Source organism: Myxococcaceae bacterium, from assembly GCA_016000045.1.
In the GTDB taxonomy this organism is placed as follows: Bacteria; Myxococcota; UBA727; order UBA727; family JABDBI01; genus AER2-1.
Genome location: JAECQY010000007.1, coordinates 39,013 through 55,578 on the forward strand (window position 1 = coordinate 39,013; position 16,566 = coordinate 55,578).

Genomic DNA, 16,566 nt, shown 5'->3' on the forward strand with positions numbered 1-16,566 from the left:
AAATTCAGATAACTCATTTTAATTACTTTACACCGTCATCTCAAGGTTCGCGACTGAGTTAAAAAAGAATAATTGCCACGTCGTAAGGCAAGGCAATTTGAAAAAATACATTGCGTCTAAGAATCATCGATCATATGCAGAAGGCGATAACTCATACAATTGAGGCACAGGAGCTTTGTGATGAATTTGCTATCTCGTTCTGTGATTTCGTCTATTTTTTTTATCGGCAATGCTGGTGCATTATTGGCTGAGAGGCATTTTTGGTGCGATACTTTTCAACTAATTGACTCGAGTGGTCATGTTCAACAGGCAGCTTTAACTGAACTGAAGAACCTGTCGGAATACCGTAATCGTCCAATCGTCATTTTAACCAATCGAGGTAAACCTGGAAATGCTAAAAGTACGATGTTTAACTCCATTATGGACTGTTATCCCGCGTTTGAGGCCCGTAACCAAGATGAAGCAACGACAGTAGGTTTATGGATAAATCGAAAACCTATTGACTGTGTGGATCTGGCACAGGCTCACGGCATTGATCCGGATCAATGTGGCTGCACGAAAGCAGACTGCCCAGATATCTACTTTATGGACACAGAAGGAGCAGGTGATTTGACTGCAACTGGATGTAATTTTTTTGCTGCGGCTCAATCTCTCAGTTCTTTGGTTTTGTATCCGGCACGCGAAAAACTAGGGATTGATGATTTCTTCACGATGATGCGTTCTTTAACCAATGTCACTAGAAATGCTCCCGTAAAACCCTATCTCCACGTAAACTACTTTGACGGCTGCTGTAAACGCTCTTTAGGTTTTTGTAATGGCAATCGAGAAGTTTGCTCTCTAACATCTAATGACAATCCACTTAGATCAGAGCAACTCAAGAAGAACAAGACGCTGCATGATATTTTCCAGGTAAAACAGTTCGTTTTTCCATACGCACTTAGAAACTGGGGAATACTTCCGCCAGATGCGAATTTTACTGAGCACGCTGAACCTAAATTTAAGGATTTTTTCACCGCTTACTTGAAAGATGATTTGCTTCCAATACTGTCACAATCCAACGGACTTTGTACTTTGAGTTCACTGGTTAGCTTGCTGGAGATACTGCAAGAATCTGATTCCAATGCTTGCGGAGATTTATTAGGCTGTGAAGAAGCCTTAAAATCAGAACGTTTTCAATATGAACTAGAAAATATTAAATCCAATCTTAGGAAAATACGCTATTCGTTCGAATCTGACCAAAATGCTCTGGAAGAGAAACTAAAAGAAATTGTTTTTTCAGTTCTAGGCGATGTTTGCAATGTGCAGGCATCTACTACAAAATCAGAAAAAAAATTAATGCAATATGCAAAGAATCATATTTCGCAATTAGCAAGAGATCTGTCTGACACCGCTCCTGCGAGGCTTAACAAAAAACAAGGCCCATTTTTAATCAGCGAAGGCGAACAATCGAACCTCGTTGCACTAACAAGTCGATTTCGTGATTTGAAAGTAGACGAAAAGGAGTGGCTTTTCCCTGTTACGCTTGATTTCAACAATGATTTACTTTCACTTCATGGTCAATATGAGCACTTGAATGACTCAAAATATTGTTTCGATAATATTACCAAAATTGAAATTAATGTGCACACAATAAAAATAGACAATTGGATCTGTGAAGGGAAAAATATTAACATTAAATCGGTGAGACTGGAGAAAGGTCCCGGAGTTTCTATTTTGAATGTTTCAGCTCCGGAAACCCAGGCAGATTTGAGTATACTGGCGCCAGCTAAGCTGGGGACAAATGGGATAGATGGCTTTGACGGAAAGCCGGGTGGAAATGTCAGCGTACTGGTTTGGAGCTTAGTGGGTGACGGGGAGCTCCAATTGATTTCTTATGGAGGCCATGGAACGCGTGGACAAGATGGTGGAAGTGGAAAACCTGGCGCTCATGGCAAACCAGGTGCTTCTCCAGGTTGTCCTAATTGCGGTTATTGTAATAATGGGTCGCCAGGTGGCGATGGAGAAAATGGAGATGCTGGCGCATCCGGGGGAAGAGGTGGAAATGGGGGAGCAGGCGGAGCCATAGAAGTCCTGTTACCCGGTCAAGAGTTTTCATTTGTGATCCACGCTCTGAATCAGGGGGGATTTTTTGCGATGGGCGGAGCCGGAGGCGATGGGGGTAACGGGGGTGATGAGGGCTTGGGCGGTGTAGGTTGCTGCACAAAAGAGAGATGCGGATTTCATCGATGGGAATGGGAGTGCAGGTGTAAAGAAAAAGGTAAACCCGTGGCTCAATCTGGAAGCAAGGGTAAGAAAGGCGAAACAGGACCCGCTGGGCAAGATGGTGTAACGGGTCAAGCTGGCAGCAGCATTGTGCTGGAAAATCCAGCCACTGAGAAGCTTGCTGCGATGTGCCCGTCGACAGATGTGTTATTGGAAGCAATCCAGAATACACGCCTTGCTCTGATGCTTGATTTCATAGCTTTTGACCCTCAAAAAAATCAGACCGAAAACTCTGAAAAATGGATTACTGCATTACAAGAAATAGAACAAATATCGGATAAGTGCTGCCAGATCAGGCCTTCTTCTTTGTATTGTGATTTAAACCAATATGCTTCTGCCTCTCTTGCACCGCTCTTTCTGGGTTCCGGTGTATCTTACTTTCAACGCTTAACCGATCTACCCATTTCTTCATTGTCTCCGCAAATATTAGCGGAAGCTTTTCGAGAAACTCAGAGCTCTTTGCAAGAATGGCATAAACAAATTTTGGATTGGGATACGAAAAGCACACGCGGTGAAGCTAAGAGATTAGGTAGCATTCAAAAACAGTTGCAAAAAGAAAGGTTACATCAAAAAACAAGTATCTCATCGCTGGTGAACAGCCATCGCGACATCTGGGAACGCAACGAGAAGAATCACAAAATCTTACCCAAACTTCAAAGCACCTTCGAATCTTCCTTTCAACAATTTTCTAATGAAGTTCAAACTATTCAAGAGGAAAGGTCTCGTCAAAAAAGACCGTCATTCTGGTCGAAAGCTGTTCGTTTCATCTCTCATGCGACTAGCCTCCTGGATGTTGGAGGCCTGTTTCAGAAGCTAGCACTGAATGAACTTCCAAAATTATTCGATCAGAAAAAACTGAATCAATTTGTCGATGAATTAAATCCTAAAAGTCTACTAAACTCTTTGAAAAACCAAAACTTTAGTACCTTAGCCTCCAATATAAGGAAAGCTAAAAATCGGATTACTGCGCATCAAGAAAGAGGAAAAGATCTGCTGAATAAGGTTAGAGATGGCTGGAGGAATATCTCTTCCGTTCTTGATTCTGAAACGAATCTCCCAACAAGTGTAGCGTGGCAACCAGAATTTTCTGTTTCTGTAACTGATTTAGCCGATAAAATAGGGGAAATCTTAAATCAAAGTGGGGTTTCTCATAGTTCGCTGTTATCGGCGGATTCTGTTCGTAAAGCTGCCCGTGAATTGCTGGATACCGTCAAAGCACTGTGCGAAGATGAAGTTCAACTTGTCTCCATTTTGGGTACAGTGCTTAAGATGATGAACGATGCTGCGGGATTGGATGCTCAAATCATCAGTATTGATGCTCAGCTAAAAGACAGTTCTGCTCTTGCCAACAGAGTGGCTTATAATAAGCAGTTAGTGCAGCGCGCGGCGCATTTTGGAGCAGAAAGAGCACTATTTACTCTCTATCGCTACAAGAGATCATTGGAATATATTTATTTAACTAATTTCGACATAATTCCATACCTAGGATTGCAGACGAACCTTTTTGATAGCGTATCGAATGCTATTAATAAAATAGCCTCAGACATTGAAAATGACAAGCTTGCGCGCAAGGATGACTGGGGGCGAGAAAAAGTTCATGCTAATAAAATACATCCTCTTTCAAAAATACAAATTCAAACATTAGCGAACAATCAACCTATCAAGCTTGAAATCGACGAGCATGATGTTGAACCCGGGCATCTCAACGTTGGCGTTACTGCAATTCAGATTACGATTAAAATAAAAAGAGAAATGAATGAACAACTCATGCAAGCGATCGTGTACGATGTTCGCCACGATGGCAAGTGTCGGTTTCTAGGAAAAGAACAAGCTATACATGAATTTACTCGAGTACCCATGGAATGGAATGGCCGAGCAGCAAAACTGGTTGACCTTAACGGCCCTATTCCTTCCGATCTGCTGGTTGATCCAAGTTTAGGAGCGAATAAGGATTATATTCCCTATAGCTATTTGGGAGATTGGAGTCTTTTAGTCCGTTTTAACCAATCAGATTATTTTAATGCTATGACTTCTGAACAGATTTCAGAACTTGTTGAGATGTGGGTATCGTTCACTCTATCCATGCATTAATGAAGCTGGGATATGGCACTGCCCCCCCTAAATTTCGCGTTCCTGCAAAACTCTATCCTTCACTTCAAGGAGTTTTTGCAAATTAAAGCCTTCAGTGCCATTCAAATCTTGTTGGATGATTGCGGCTTGTTTGGGCAAAGATAGGAGGTTCAAAAATCGATTCTCCGGTTCCGGAGACACACCGAGCAGTCGGAACTTTTGAAAACCCTGGGAGATCCCTGTCGAAATCTTGTTGGTTCAAGAAGCCAAAAGATGGGTCACCAAAACTATACGAGGTAACCCATCTATTTGTTTCAAGACAGTTTCCTAGCGAGTAATCGATTTCTGCATTCAGAGGCCACGTAACAATAGCTCCCGGAAACAGTTGCAAATCGTATTCTAAAAAATTCACTTTTCTCTCGAAGAAAGTGTCGTTTAAAGGCGCACTTGATCCAGGAAGCGATAACGCTGGGTGACTCCTGGATGGCAGCGAACTACCTCCGTGAGCAAAGAGGGCTTGATCCAGTCGTAAAGCAGGCATAGATTCCCAGGCTTTGCGGTAATGATAAATTTCAAATCCAATTCTTGAAGCAGTTCCAGATGCTTGCCGGTCGCGTACAGACCATCTTCCGTCACCACTGCTTTAAATGCAAGCATTCTCGTCTAAAATCTCTCAAAAGGTGCTCTGCCGCTCGTTGTTCACAATCGTTTTTGGTCAAGATCTCAAACTTCTGAACTGCCTCCGGAGCCAAGGGAATGACTTGCTTTTGATGAGGATGGACCAAAACACCACACAATACGTGGTGATATCGATCTTTTGACCACTTTCGAGCTGCTTGACACAGCAATTATCGCAGAAAACTTTGGAGAAGGTATGATGTCCGCTGCCAGCCACGCAGAGAAGATAGTGCTGGTTCCAGAAGAGGTAAGATTACACTATCTTGCCCCGCTGGGCAAAAGCGAAGAGGATTTTGAAGATGCCTCGTTGGGAGAGAACTCATCTAAGCGTTCGCGTAGGGTAGTGTCACAAGGGGGATTTTGGACTCGATACAAGGCTTTTAAAAATTGGAAACTGAGTCAAGAAATAGAGGTAGCAAGCTTGAATGAGTGCCGAGGGCGATAGCTGCTTTCGGCCTGAACTAGAAAGCGATTTCATTCCTTGGGTGGATCGCGTTTTGATTTTCTTGGCAACAAGCTCCAAAGTTTACGAAAGTAATTTAGAAACCCATTCATTACAGTGCGTCTAAACACCAGAATTTATTTCGCCGGGAATCCCTAAGACCCCAGCAAGAGGCCGAGAGGAACAGGACAAGCCTGACCCTTCTCCGCCAAAAACATTCGACCCGATCTTCAGGCTCTTTTATCTGGCATTACGCACCAACCTGACACGTAATTCTAGTTCGTGGAAACAATTGTCCACGCGTTCTTCATGATTAGGCTCGAGCAGAAAATCAAGATTCCAAATATACTCAGATTCATCATCCGCTGCTGTTAGCGACCAAAAATTATTGTCCAACAGGCTTTCTTCGAAGCCACCATTCAAATCGCCGTTTAACACTTCTTGCTGTCGATAGAGTGCCTCTAATTCCCAAATTGTCGGCAACCGCCACCCTTCTGCCGATTGACTAGCTGCATAGGCTTGAGCTTCTGAAAAAGCCATCCTCGGTGCATTTCCTCGATCAAGCTGCCATTCAAGTCTTGGAACTTCAAGTTCTCGAGGACCTGTATACCAATCACCAATCTCCTGAAATGGGTTGACCCGCATAGCCGAAGTCCAAGTGGACCTTTGAAGGGTCAAATCTCCCATTGGCACACCCAATAACACACCCATCCCACTGCTCCCCATCATCTGCCCGAAAGCTAACGACGAAATAAAAACAAGAAAAACACCTTTTTGAATCATATTCCTCATACTCCTTTAAGTTATTTGAAACAGGTAAAATGCACCCAGCATCCATTTTATTTTCATCCGATCTCCAGATTCAAAATCTTTTTTAGTCTGCCTGTTAAGATGACATTCTCGTCGACTGGTCTTTTCACCCTCTCACTTTTTGTTAAAGAACCATTTCTCAGATTCCATACATGCCAGAAACATCAAGATCGTCAAGAGCTATTCAGAAAAATTTGACTGGCTCATCCGCTTTGGGCAAAGCCCGCTCACTCTGCATCGAACGTACGAGCCTCCCGCTCATCCTCTAAGCGGCGCAAGCCATGCGTCTAACAACAGAGCACCCCGGCTAGAAGCCGGGATGCGTAAAAAGCCTGAAAAACACAATCGGCAATAATTTCTGCTAATTTACGCAGCGAACCAATAACATACTTCCAGAAACGTATCCAATGATAGAACCATATTGAAAATCAACAGCCCAAAATCCACTACCTGCAATCGTCGAAGACCAATACAAACCCGATTCTTCCGCATTGAAAACAGCAGGATCCATCATCAATCCCCCGGAAGAAACATCGTAATCCAGCAAAGTCGATAACTCCTTCACTGTCGGCAAACGCCAAGCAACACTTACACCCCCCAGATCTAAGTTCTGGCAGTAAAGCTTCGCATTTGAGTACACAAAAGTTTGTTTGGAAGCGTGTTGCTGCCAGTTTAACCCCGTCACGATATCGCTGACAACACCCGAACTAATGCTATATCGATTTGCGAGAGGTGTTGGATAAAGAGATCGTACGCAGCGAACTTGATCTGGTGTACTCACAGAGTCGAAATTGATCATTCCACTTAGCCCAAACTGCACCATCCATGAATAAGAATATTGACCCATATCGGCCGTCGAAGACCAAACATCCGAAGCACTCACATTTTGAAACACTCGGGTATTGACGGGTATAGGCCCATGCACCGTATAATCAAGTAATGTTTGCAATTCGCCTATGTTAGGCAAACGCCAGCCCGTCAAACCGCCTGTTTTGCAAGCAGAGCAATAACTGAATGCCGTGGACCAATTCATGCCTTGGGTACTTTCAAGCTCTTCCCACTGCATCGATGTTAAAGAATCCGTCACTACGCCATCCCACACAGCATAACGAGCTGGCTGGTCGGTACTATCTTCATAAGTACCTCCCGTTCGGCTCCAAGCCGCAAATAGACCATTGGAAGAACGCGGCGCGGGCGATGGAATTTCTGTTGTCGTGGGAACAGCCGTGGATGCCTGAGTAACCGCACTCGGCAAGAACAAGATTCCACTGCTAGCTACTTCAAAATTAATTGAATCGTAAAGGGTACAATTTCCATCTAACAAGATCGCTGAAGCACATTGGCTATTTTGGCTACAAAGCTCACAACAAAGAGTTTCTGAAGCATTCGGAAAAGACGGCGAAAGCTTACCCGTAGAGACAGACATATTTTGCAACTTAGAACAAATCACGCTGTCATCGGCATAAACTAGAAAAGGAAAGAAAACTAAACTTAAACGAACAAAAAAACGATTCATAAAATCTCCTATGCTAAATTTTTACTCACTAATCTAACTGTACTGTGGCACAATAAGCCATTGCAGGACCTAGCAGCGGCACTGTCTGAAAAAGACCTGTCGAGCCATCTATTGCCCAGAGATAACCGTTTTCACCTGCAACAGGGGTTGAAGATCCAAGATAAAGCATAGAAGGAAGGCTGAAAACAGCCTCGTCTATCAAAGGGGAATTACTCTGATTAAAAAGAGAAAAAAGTGCTTTGATTGTCGGTGTCCACACCTGAGAAAGGTCAACGGCTTGATCACAGAACCAAATAGCACTCGACTCTGTCATCCAACCGATACCTGTTGCCTGATCCTTTACAAAGTTCTTATCAGCATACTGAAATTTCGTATAGCGATCTAGCGGAGCAGTTCTTTGGGGACCACGAACACAACGAACATTCATATCTGGGGGATACTGCGAAGATATTGATCGCGTTTGCTGCTGAACGACCAACACCAAATCAGTAGGCTGAAGACTGGAGGAAGAAGTAACGAGCACGCTTTCGTTGCTTGGAAGTGAAGTAAAATAATCCTCGTTAATACCAGGTGCATTGACATAATCGAGCAAAGACTGAATCTCGTGGACCGTTGGTACTCGCCAGTCTGAATAGCCATTTTTAAACAAACTCACGCAATTCTTATTAGCCAAATTTATAGTGGATACATTTAAAAATCCAGATTCCCACATTAAATTTGTATAAATATCAATGACCGTATTATCGTTCCCCATTTGATAACGGTCTGTTTGGTTAGTCGTGTCACCATAGGCTGCAATTAGCCAAGGCCTAAAAGGCTCCGACCATGCGGCCACAGAACTCAAAAAAACAACAAAAATAAAACATCTCATATTTACCAACTCCTTTATGGCTTAAAAACCAATCCAACACGCAACAAACCTAGATTCACGTGATGATCAAAAATTATTATTCAACAATCTTTTTCCGAAGGAACACACGAAGCCTTGTCCTTCAAACTTGAGAAAATTAACATACCAAATTAACATTCTGACTCCATTGGAAAGGTTCAAGCAGATCTTCGAAAACTCAAACGCCATCCTGACACACTAAATATCAAACAAATCGACCGATCATTATCATCATCCAAAATAAAGATAAACAAAACGAACTTCTCTATGAAAAATCAGAAATACCAAGCGCATCTAGAATTACTTGCTTCACTTTTGCTGGATCTCCAGAGCCGGAAGCAGCTCCCATTTTTCTATTAAAATGATATTCTTCCAAACGTAAATTAGGTAGGTACTTCATAACTCGGTTAACCTCGTCCTTTGTAAACATGCGCTTTGCCTTAAGCATCATAGTCCCCACTGAGTGAGCGGACTCTCCATGAGCAATATCAAATATCGAATGAGGCTTAGATCCAGTTGATTTTGTACCGTATGGTGCAGACTTTTCTCCTGTTTCATCAAAGTATTTCACCATTAAATTATCATTTATTTGTGCTTGAGGAATTTTTTCATGGAACATAACAACATCATCTCTCAGTCTTTTTACTGGCCAATAAACTGCCCTGCGATTGAAACTATACACTTTCTTGCCAGTCAATGGATCGATTCCACAATATTTTTTAAACTGAGGCTCAACGTCGTCTACAAACGAAGACGCTTCCACTTTTAATTTATGATCTGAAACAAAGTAATTCCCAAATGTATCTCCTAAATTGAAGACCCGATAAGGGCCTTCTTGAAGCAAGGTGATATTTAATACTTGAACAAAACCATCTTCTACGGTTAAGCGATCATCAATCGTAACATCTTCTGCAGAAACCCAGCCTTTTCTTGTATGCAATTTATGATTTGATGTGACGTGCAAAAAATCCTTCGGACCGATACCAAACCTTATTTCTAAAAGCTCCGAAACCGTTCGATTGGTCACCAATTTAACCAAAGCTCGAACACGTTTTCCATTCTCATCTTCCGCAAAAATAACATTGCCCTGAAACAGTTTTTCAATAGATAAGAACCCACTAGGCGCCCAAACAGGTGTGCCTTCCAGAAAACTGAAGAAGCAAGACTCCTCTGACGTTTCCGATGTTTCGCCCTCAACTCCGCCTAATTCGGCGGAATCTCCTGCGACCTCACCAACTTCTGACAAAGACCTCAATCTGGAAAAAATTACCGATAGTCCAGCTCCAGCTCCTTCGATAAGTGCACTCAAAGCTGCACCTTCTGCAGCAGAAATGAGTAGGTCTTTGGCGCTCCCTCCACCCATCATCGAATAGGCAGCATTCTCAAATGCGCCTGCCAACATTGCTCCTGGAACACCACCAACTTCTTCCCCCATTATAGTACCAGCTTCCGCAACAGCAGCTCCAGCAACCATCCCTTCATAGGTTTTCGCGGATTTCCAATCCCAGTGAGCAGGGTTATAATTGTGGTTGACCGCTTGACCCCCAAAATAAGCACCCATACTGATTACTGGGTCTAGAAGCATTGTAGGTACAATAACCACACTTAATACAGCAAAAATATCCCAAAAAGAAAATTCACCATTCGGATCAATGTAGCTCTCTGGGTTATTTGCTCCATACATATAAGGACTAAAATATTGCCTCAAAGGATCAGGCGTGATAAATTGAGCAACTTTTGGATCATAATGACGCCTTCCAAAGTTATAATATTTAATTTCGTTATCTAATTCATGAGAACCAAATTTATATCTTAATATATCTGGACCCTTAGACAGAGTAGTGTTGAGCACACCATAAGGACTATAGTGCAAAGAAAGCACTGTATTACCATCACTATCTGTTACAGCTACAACGCTTGAACGATGATCGTAATGATAATAATAAGTTCCAGAAACAGGATATCCGGAACCTTGTGGGCCTGCAGAAAATGCCTCAGAACTATTCAGCTGAATAAGGCCGTTCTTTCCTTCGTCAAGAACTGTTACCGCAGCCATTCTACCCAATGGGCCAAAAACATAACGAGTATGCTGCTTGCTTCCATCAGCAAAGTTCACGACTTCGTATTCATCAGAAATATATTCTGTTCGATTTCCCTGGGAATCAATTTTTTGGATTCGCGCCTTAAAAGCATCATACTGAAACTGATTAACGACTTCTCCATCATTCGTTATTTTTTTGAGCTGATTATACCCATTATAAATGTAACTCCACAGACCATCTGAATCTGTTTTATTTTTCATATTTCCATTTTTATAGAAATTCCACGCGACATTTGGGTTTGTAGAGAGCTGTGGTTGATGGCTATCAGAGCGATAACTCAAAATTTGATTGTTTTTCTTTCGTAAACTACCCGTGATAGTATAATCGTAGATTTCTGGATTTGCCACACTCTGAGCCGCAGTCAAATAGCCCAGTGAATTAAATGTAAACGTTGTATTTAATTTCGGATCGAGAGGATCATCAATCTCTTGGATTTCATGCTGAGAGTCCCATTGAAAATTTCTTTGCTTTAAAAACTCTTCTGGGTTGGCAAAAGAAAAATCTCTGATCTGCCCTACACCTTTATCTGGCGCAAAGTAAGAGTAATCACTACGAACACTATTGGCATAAGTGATATTGAGCAGATCACCTAAGGCACTATAGTCATCATAGGTAAACATTGTCTTATTATCAGTCGCCGAAGCCGTACTTTTAAGAAAGCCGTTGAGATAGTACTGATGAAAAAAAGACTCCCCATCCGGAAAAGTACTTTTTAAAAGTTCCCCAAGAGGCCCATAAAGATAATCAAATTGATACATTATGTCCGATTGATTTACGAGTTTTTGATGAACAAATCCTAAATGATTATACTGTATGTCCGTCCGACTATGCGCAGTAAACGCTGAGGTTAACCTGCCAAAACCATAATTATTTTTCGGATCATCATACACATAAAAAGCTGTTTCTGTTTCACCAAATAAATCCTTAAAAGTCGAAGTTAATAATCGACCCAAGGCGTCGTAACGATAAGAGAAAACCTGTCCTTCTGAATCGGTCTTATTATCTAACTCACCATAACTATTGTAGTTAAAAACCGTTTTCCCAGTATCCGGTTCCAGACGAACAATCATACGTCCGATAGAATCATAGGTATAATTGGTTTTCAAGCCACTCGGATCGGTAAAACCAAGGGTTCGCTGAAGACGATCGTAGACATATTGAGAAGAAGAACCATCTGCGAATCTTTTAAAAACAGTACTACCTCGTGAATTAAGATCAATCGTCGCATTGCGTGCTAATCTGGTTTCATAGGCAGAAATCGACTGAACTCGACGAGGCACTGCGTCGTAAATATAATGACTCTTAGTGCCATCAGGCCCAAGAATATCTAGAATCCTGTTATGAAAATCATAACTGTACGAAGTCCAAAAAGTTGATGAATCCGTATTATAACGAGGAATAGATTGATTTTGTAACTGGCCCTTTGTGTTAAATATTTTTTCTGTTAGAATTGATTGATCTTTCGTCAAGCCTGGACTTGTACTCAAGTAAACTCGACCGAATCCATCCAGGTAAGCTTTACTGCAAGGCCACAGCGTGACGTTGTCCGCATCCCATGCATTTCGAGTACAAGCGACTTGATAGATCGAATGATTATCATCACGAACGACATCTGAAGCAAAAACAAGCTTTAGATCTCTCTCAGGGTTCAGAACAAGGGTTCCATTTTGCCGGCCAAATTCATCGCGATTATAAACTTTCGTAATATTATTAGCATCTGTCACAGAAACAGGACTTCCCCAAAAAGGTTCTACGACAAAAGTCAAAGCCAAGCGATTTCCCCAAGCATTCTGGGGTAACTCTATTTTACTAGTGAAACCAAAAGCATCATATTGCGCTCGCACTGATCGAGGATTTGAAGCACTGCATGGAGCATCGGCTAACGAGCATAAAACAATGGCGCCCCCAAAGTCGTTATAGATATAGTGGCTGCCAATCCAAGTATTTAACGAAGTGTCCCAATGAATGTTTTCGCTCGGAGTCATTTCAGGAGCTCCATCAATACCATTGTAGTAATTAACACGGCCCCATATCAAATCCGTCGAAGCATTCCAAATAGTAAATGGATCGGATACATTCGTCGAGCAAATCTTATTTTCGGACAAAAATCCTATCAGATTACTAGATTCATTATTTATATAAGATCTGTATGTGTAGGTATCGACTCCTGATTCAGTTGGATCACCAAAATCCGCCATGTAGATTGGATTCCCATAGGCATCGTGAGCAAAACTTTTTTTGAGACTATAACTATAAACACCTGCATCCGTGTATTGCTCAGAGAGAGATTCCTTTAACAATATTTGGTTAACACCCGAAAAACCAGGCGTTGGCAGAGACTCGTACGCATGACGAGCTATCTTTAAAGGAGTACCACTGGGCGAGAGAAAAGCCTCTTTCACCAAAGTGCCCGTTAATGGAGCACTGAGGTTAAACTCTCGTCGATTAGAGGATCCGTCACTCTCATCAATGAGCACAAAAGTCGAATAACCCAACCAAGAGCGTTGATGCAAATCGTATTGAGCCCCTTCATATTGATAACGAGTTTTATAAACGTGACCATGGCCATCGTTTTTAGCAACCGAAGCCACAACTTTCGTGCTACCTTGAACGTCTACCTGCGGATAAACTGCTGTATGCCTCTTTGTATAAACGGATGGATCGGTCAAAGATGCGTACTCAATCGAAAAAGTACCTCCCAATCGATTCGTGATCTTGGATATTAAGGAGGGTTGTTGAGGACCAGCTAGAAAAAATCGAAAATCTACTTGATCCCGATCGTCGGTACTAATCGCGATATAATCGACCTTTCCATCCCCATTCAAATCCTTCAAAATTCCTTGAGCTTTGACAGTTTCTGCACCAGTATCCGACACTGACAAACTAAAAAGAGAATACGGAAAAGACCAATTGCTTCCTCGATAACCAACACTCGTACCCATGTAGATTTGATTATTAGACTGCCCTGAGCTCTGATCATAAGAGGCATGACTAAAATCAGCGCACCGATCTGCATCGAGGTTTTGCAACAGTCCTTGAGTCGTAATGTCCCCGCTTGCATCTTCCGAGAATACGAAAGCACCATACGGTAAAGACCAATCGGCTTGCTGAAAACCAGAACCCGTCCCGAGGTAGACAGCACTATCAACCGTGCCGTCACGATGACGAAACGCGGGCGTGAAATCAATAATTCCATCGCCGTTCAGATCAAGCAAAGCTCCACGAGTACTGACAAAACCATTATCATCTTCATAAAATACATAATAGGGCAAAACCCAGTCCGCCTGTTCAAAACCAAAACCTGTTCCAAGATAGATGGCATTGTCAATTCTGCCGTCTCTGTGGCGAAAAGCAGGTGTAAAATCGACAATTCCGTCCCCATTCAAGTCTTGCAAGACTCCTCGAGTAGTGACAACTCCTTCCGTATTTTCGTGAAATACATAAGCACCATAAGGTAATGACCAATTGGCCGGTTTAAATCCCGATCCGGTACCCAAGTAAACGTCACTATGAATAGATCCACCGGCATCTCTAAATCCGGGCGTAAAATCGGAAATTCCATCACCATCGAGATCCTGCAAAATTCCTCTTGTGGTAACATTACCCTGTCTATCTTCTGAAAACAGATAAGCACCATAAGGCAAAGACCAATTGGCTTGCAAGAAACCTGTTCCGGTGCCCAAGTAGATGTTGCTATCAATGGTTCCATCAGAATGCCTAAACGCATGAGTAAAATCGGCAACTCCATCGGCGTTTAAGTCCTGAAGAGTCCCATGAATGCTGACTTTTGAATTTCCATCATGGGAATAAACATAAGCGCCATAAGGCAAAGACCAATTGGCTTGATGAAAACCAGAGAGGGAACCCAACCAGACACGATTGTCTATGACACCTCCCTCCTCAGCATGTCGATACGCGGGTGAAAAATCAGGAATCCCATCCCCGTTCAGGTCCTTTAAGACGGCCTGTAAGCACGTACCGGAATTACACTCAAAAAAGAGCTCTCCCCCTAAAGCGTTTAAACTTCCGCCAGGTATCCATGTCCCGTTTGGCGTTTGCCACTCAATCTTCGTGGACGGAAAACAAGAACCCTGAGCACTGCATTGTTGGATGCCCACTAGTTGACTACGACCATTCCAATCTGAGATATCATAGGAAAGGCGATAATCTAGGACTGTCGAATTATCTACTTTTGTAAGTATGTGAGATAAACGCTTCGAGATAGTTGCAAGGCTCCCTCCGACATAGCTTTGCAACATATCGGGCCGATTCTCGTATTGAAAAACAACATGACGTCTAGAAGGCATTCCTGCGACATGGCCCCCGTAAGAAACATTCTGAAGATAGTGCTCTCCTTTCGGAACATTATTTTCGTAGTTCCAAAGCATATAATTACCAAATTGATCTTGGATCTTATTCACACTCCAAGCAAAAACAGTCCCAGAGCCATTGGAAGCTAAATAGGCAGAATCCGTTGAATGACCGTACTCCAAAAAAGTACCATCCTTTCTTTGAACGGTAAAATAGCAGGGGCCCGTGCCACACAAGCCATGAGAGACTATTTTCGACCAACCTTCTGCCACTGCGTGGTAGACGGCACCATCCGCACCATAAGATGTTCCATCAGCAACTTGAAGACGCACACCATCCAAACAAAATCGATCCGCAGCCGTCAGGCGGATGGCTGTAAACGATCCATCCATTTTCAAATTTTGTGGACATCGAGTAATCCCCGAAATTCCTTGAACAGACCAGCCAAGGCCCAAATAATCGTTTCTTGATTGAGAACTGTAATAAAGACTCAGAGAAGGCTGAATATTTTGAACGCCGGGTGGCACTTGCAACGGAATCGTGTAATGAGCACTTCCATCGCTTCCTACCGAAAAAGAACCCTCTGCAGAAACCGATAATGCTTCTTTCTGAGGTTTATCGCCTGACTTTACGCATCGAACACAAGCATTCTCGGTTGCGTTGGGCAACAAATTACCGTGTTTAAAAGAAACCGTCCAAAAATCCGTCGGCTTGGAAAAATAACGCGTTGAACTTGCCCAACCCAGATCACAGCTCTCTGTTTTAGGAAATGCGCTTGAATTAACATAAAAAGTAGAATTGGGCTCAACAAGACTGAACAACTCTTTCACTGTTGGAAGTCGCCAAGAAGAATCCCCTAAATTCAAAGAACGGCACAAATCATCCGGTGAGTTCAGATCGTCTGAAATCGCATAACCTCTTTGCCAAACAATCTCGGTCTCTTCATCTTTAACTTGTTTATTGGTTTTCTGAAGATAGTGATTGTCTTTGTTTTCATACCTATCTTGAACATAATCCGACGGACCTTTGACGCAACGAACAAATTGGCTTTTCGCTTCCAGCGAACTCTCTCCCGTGTCTGCCATCACCCAATAAAAACGAGGATACAAGGCGCTCGCATCTGAAGACCAAAATCGAGTCCCGGCAGCATCTTCAAAAACTCCCTTCGCAGGGCTTCCGACAACATAATCTAAGAGCGTGTGAAGCTCCGTCATCTTGGGCAAACGCCAAGGATGCCCTAAGAGCTTTTGGCAATAGCGATCGGCATCTTTCCATGCGCGAGTTTGATTTCCGCTCGACCTGGTCCAAGCCAAATTGGTAAACCTATCGAAAGCAGATAACCCATCCGAAGAAAGGACGTAACGATCGGATTGGTTCGTTGCATCACCGTAGGTTTGTGGCGACCAGACCGCTTGAACAGGCAGAGACAGAAAGGCAAAATAAGAAAAAATACAAAGAATACGATGTACAACTTGCATAAAAACTC

6 protein-coding genes are annotated in these 16,566 nt (G+C 42.7%); 1 reads left to right on the forward strand and 5 read right to left on the reverse strand.

Annotated elements, in window-relative coordinates; all coding sequences use genetic code 11:
* The first annotated feature begins 180 nt into the window (after positions 1-180).
* Positions 181-4,353 (forward strand): hypothetical protein, encoded by a 4,173-nt coding sequence (locus I8H75_04880; GenBank protein ID MBH2006659.1) that lies wholly within the window; start codon positions 181-183, stop codon positions 4,351-4,353.
* A gap of 414 nt (positions 4,354-4,767) precedes the next feature.
* Here the strand turns inward: I8H75_04880 and I8H75_04885 are convergent, their stop codons facing one another.
* The 5 genes from I8H75_04885 to I8H75_04905 all read right to left on the reverse strand — a co-directional run bounded on the left by I8H75_04885 (position 4,768) and on the right by I8H75_04905 (position 16,558).
* Positions 4,768-4,989 carry a hypothetical protein gene (locus I8H75_04885; GenBank protein ID MBH2006660.1) on the reverse strand — a complete coding sequence of 74 codons (222 nt, stop codon included), beginning with the start codon at positions 4,987-4,989 and terminating at the stop codon, positions 4,768-4,770.
* 703 nt (positions 4,990-5,692) lie between these two features.
* Positions 5,693-6,244, reverse strand: a complete 552-nt coding sequence (locus tag I8H75_04890) for a hypothetical protein (GenBank protein ID MBH2006661.1) — start codon at positions 6,242-6,244, stop codon at positions 5,693-5,695.
* 379 nt (positions 6,245-6,623) lie between these two features.
* On the reverse strand, positions 6,624-7,778 hold the full coding sequence (locus I8H75_04895; GenBank protein ID MBH2006662.1) for a DUF1566 domain-containing protein: 1,155 nt from the start codon (positions 7,776-7,778) through the stop codon (positions 6,624-6,626).
* 28 nt (positions 7,779-7,806) lie between these two features.
* Entirely contained in the window at positions 7,807-8,649 is an 843-nt protein-coding gene (locus I8H75_04900; protein MBH2006663.1) for a DUF1566 domain-containing protein, read from the reverse strand.
* A gap of 283 nt (positions 8,650-8,932) precedes the next feature.
* Positions 8,933-16,558 carry a DUF1566 domain-containing protein gene (locus I8H75_04905; GenBank protein ID MBH2006664.1) on the reverse strand — a complete coding sequence of 2,542 codons (7,626 nt, stop codon included), beginning with the start codon at positions 16,556-16,558 and terminating at the stop codon, positions 8,933-8,935.
* Positions 16,559-16,566 lie beyond the last annotated feature (8 nt).

Excerpts from the sequence above, each read along its gene's own strand:
- I8H75_04880 (MBH2006659.1), top strand. The coding sequence starts at position 181 with ATGAATTTGCTATCTCGTTCTGTGATTTCGTCTATTTTTTTTATCGGC.
- I8H75_04885 (MBH2006660.1), bottom strand. The coding sequence starts at position 4,989 with ATGCTTGCATTTAAAGCAGTGGTGACGGAAGATGGTCTGTACGCGACC.
- I8H75_04890 (MBH2006661.1), bottom strand. The coding sequence starts at position 6,244 with ATGAGGAATATGATTCAAAAAGGTGTTTTTCTTGTTTTTATTTCGTCG.
- I8H75_04895 (MBH2006662.1), bottom strand. The coding sequence starts at position 7,778 with ATGAATCGTTTTTTTGTTCGTTTAAGTTTAGTTTTCTTTCCTTTTCTA.
- I8H75_04900 (MBH2006663.1), bottom strand. The coding sequence starts at position 8,649 with ATGAGATGTTTTATTTTTGTTGTTTTTTTGAGTTCTGTGGCCGCATGG.
- I8H75_04905 (MBH2006664.1), bottom strand. The coding sequence starts at position 16,558 with ATGCAAGTTGTACATCGTATTCTTTGTATTTTTTCTTATTTTGCCTTT.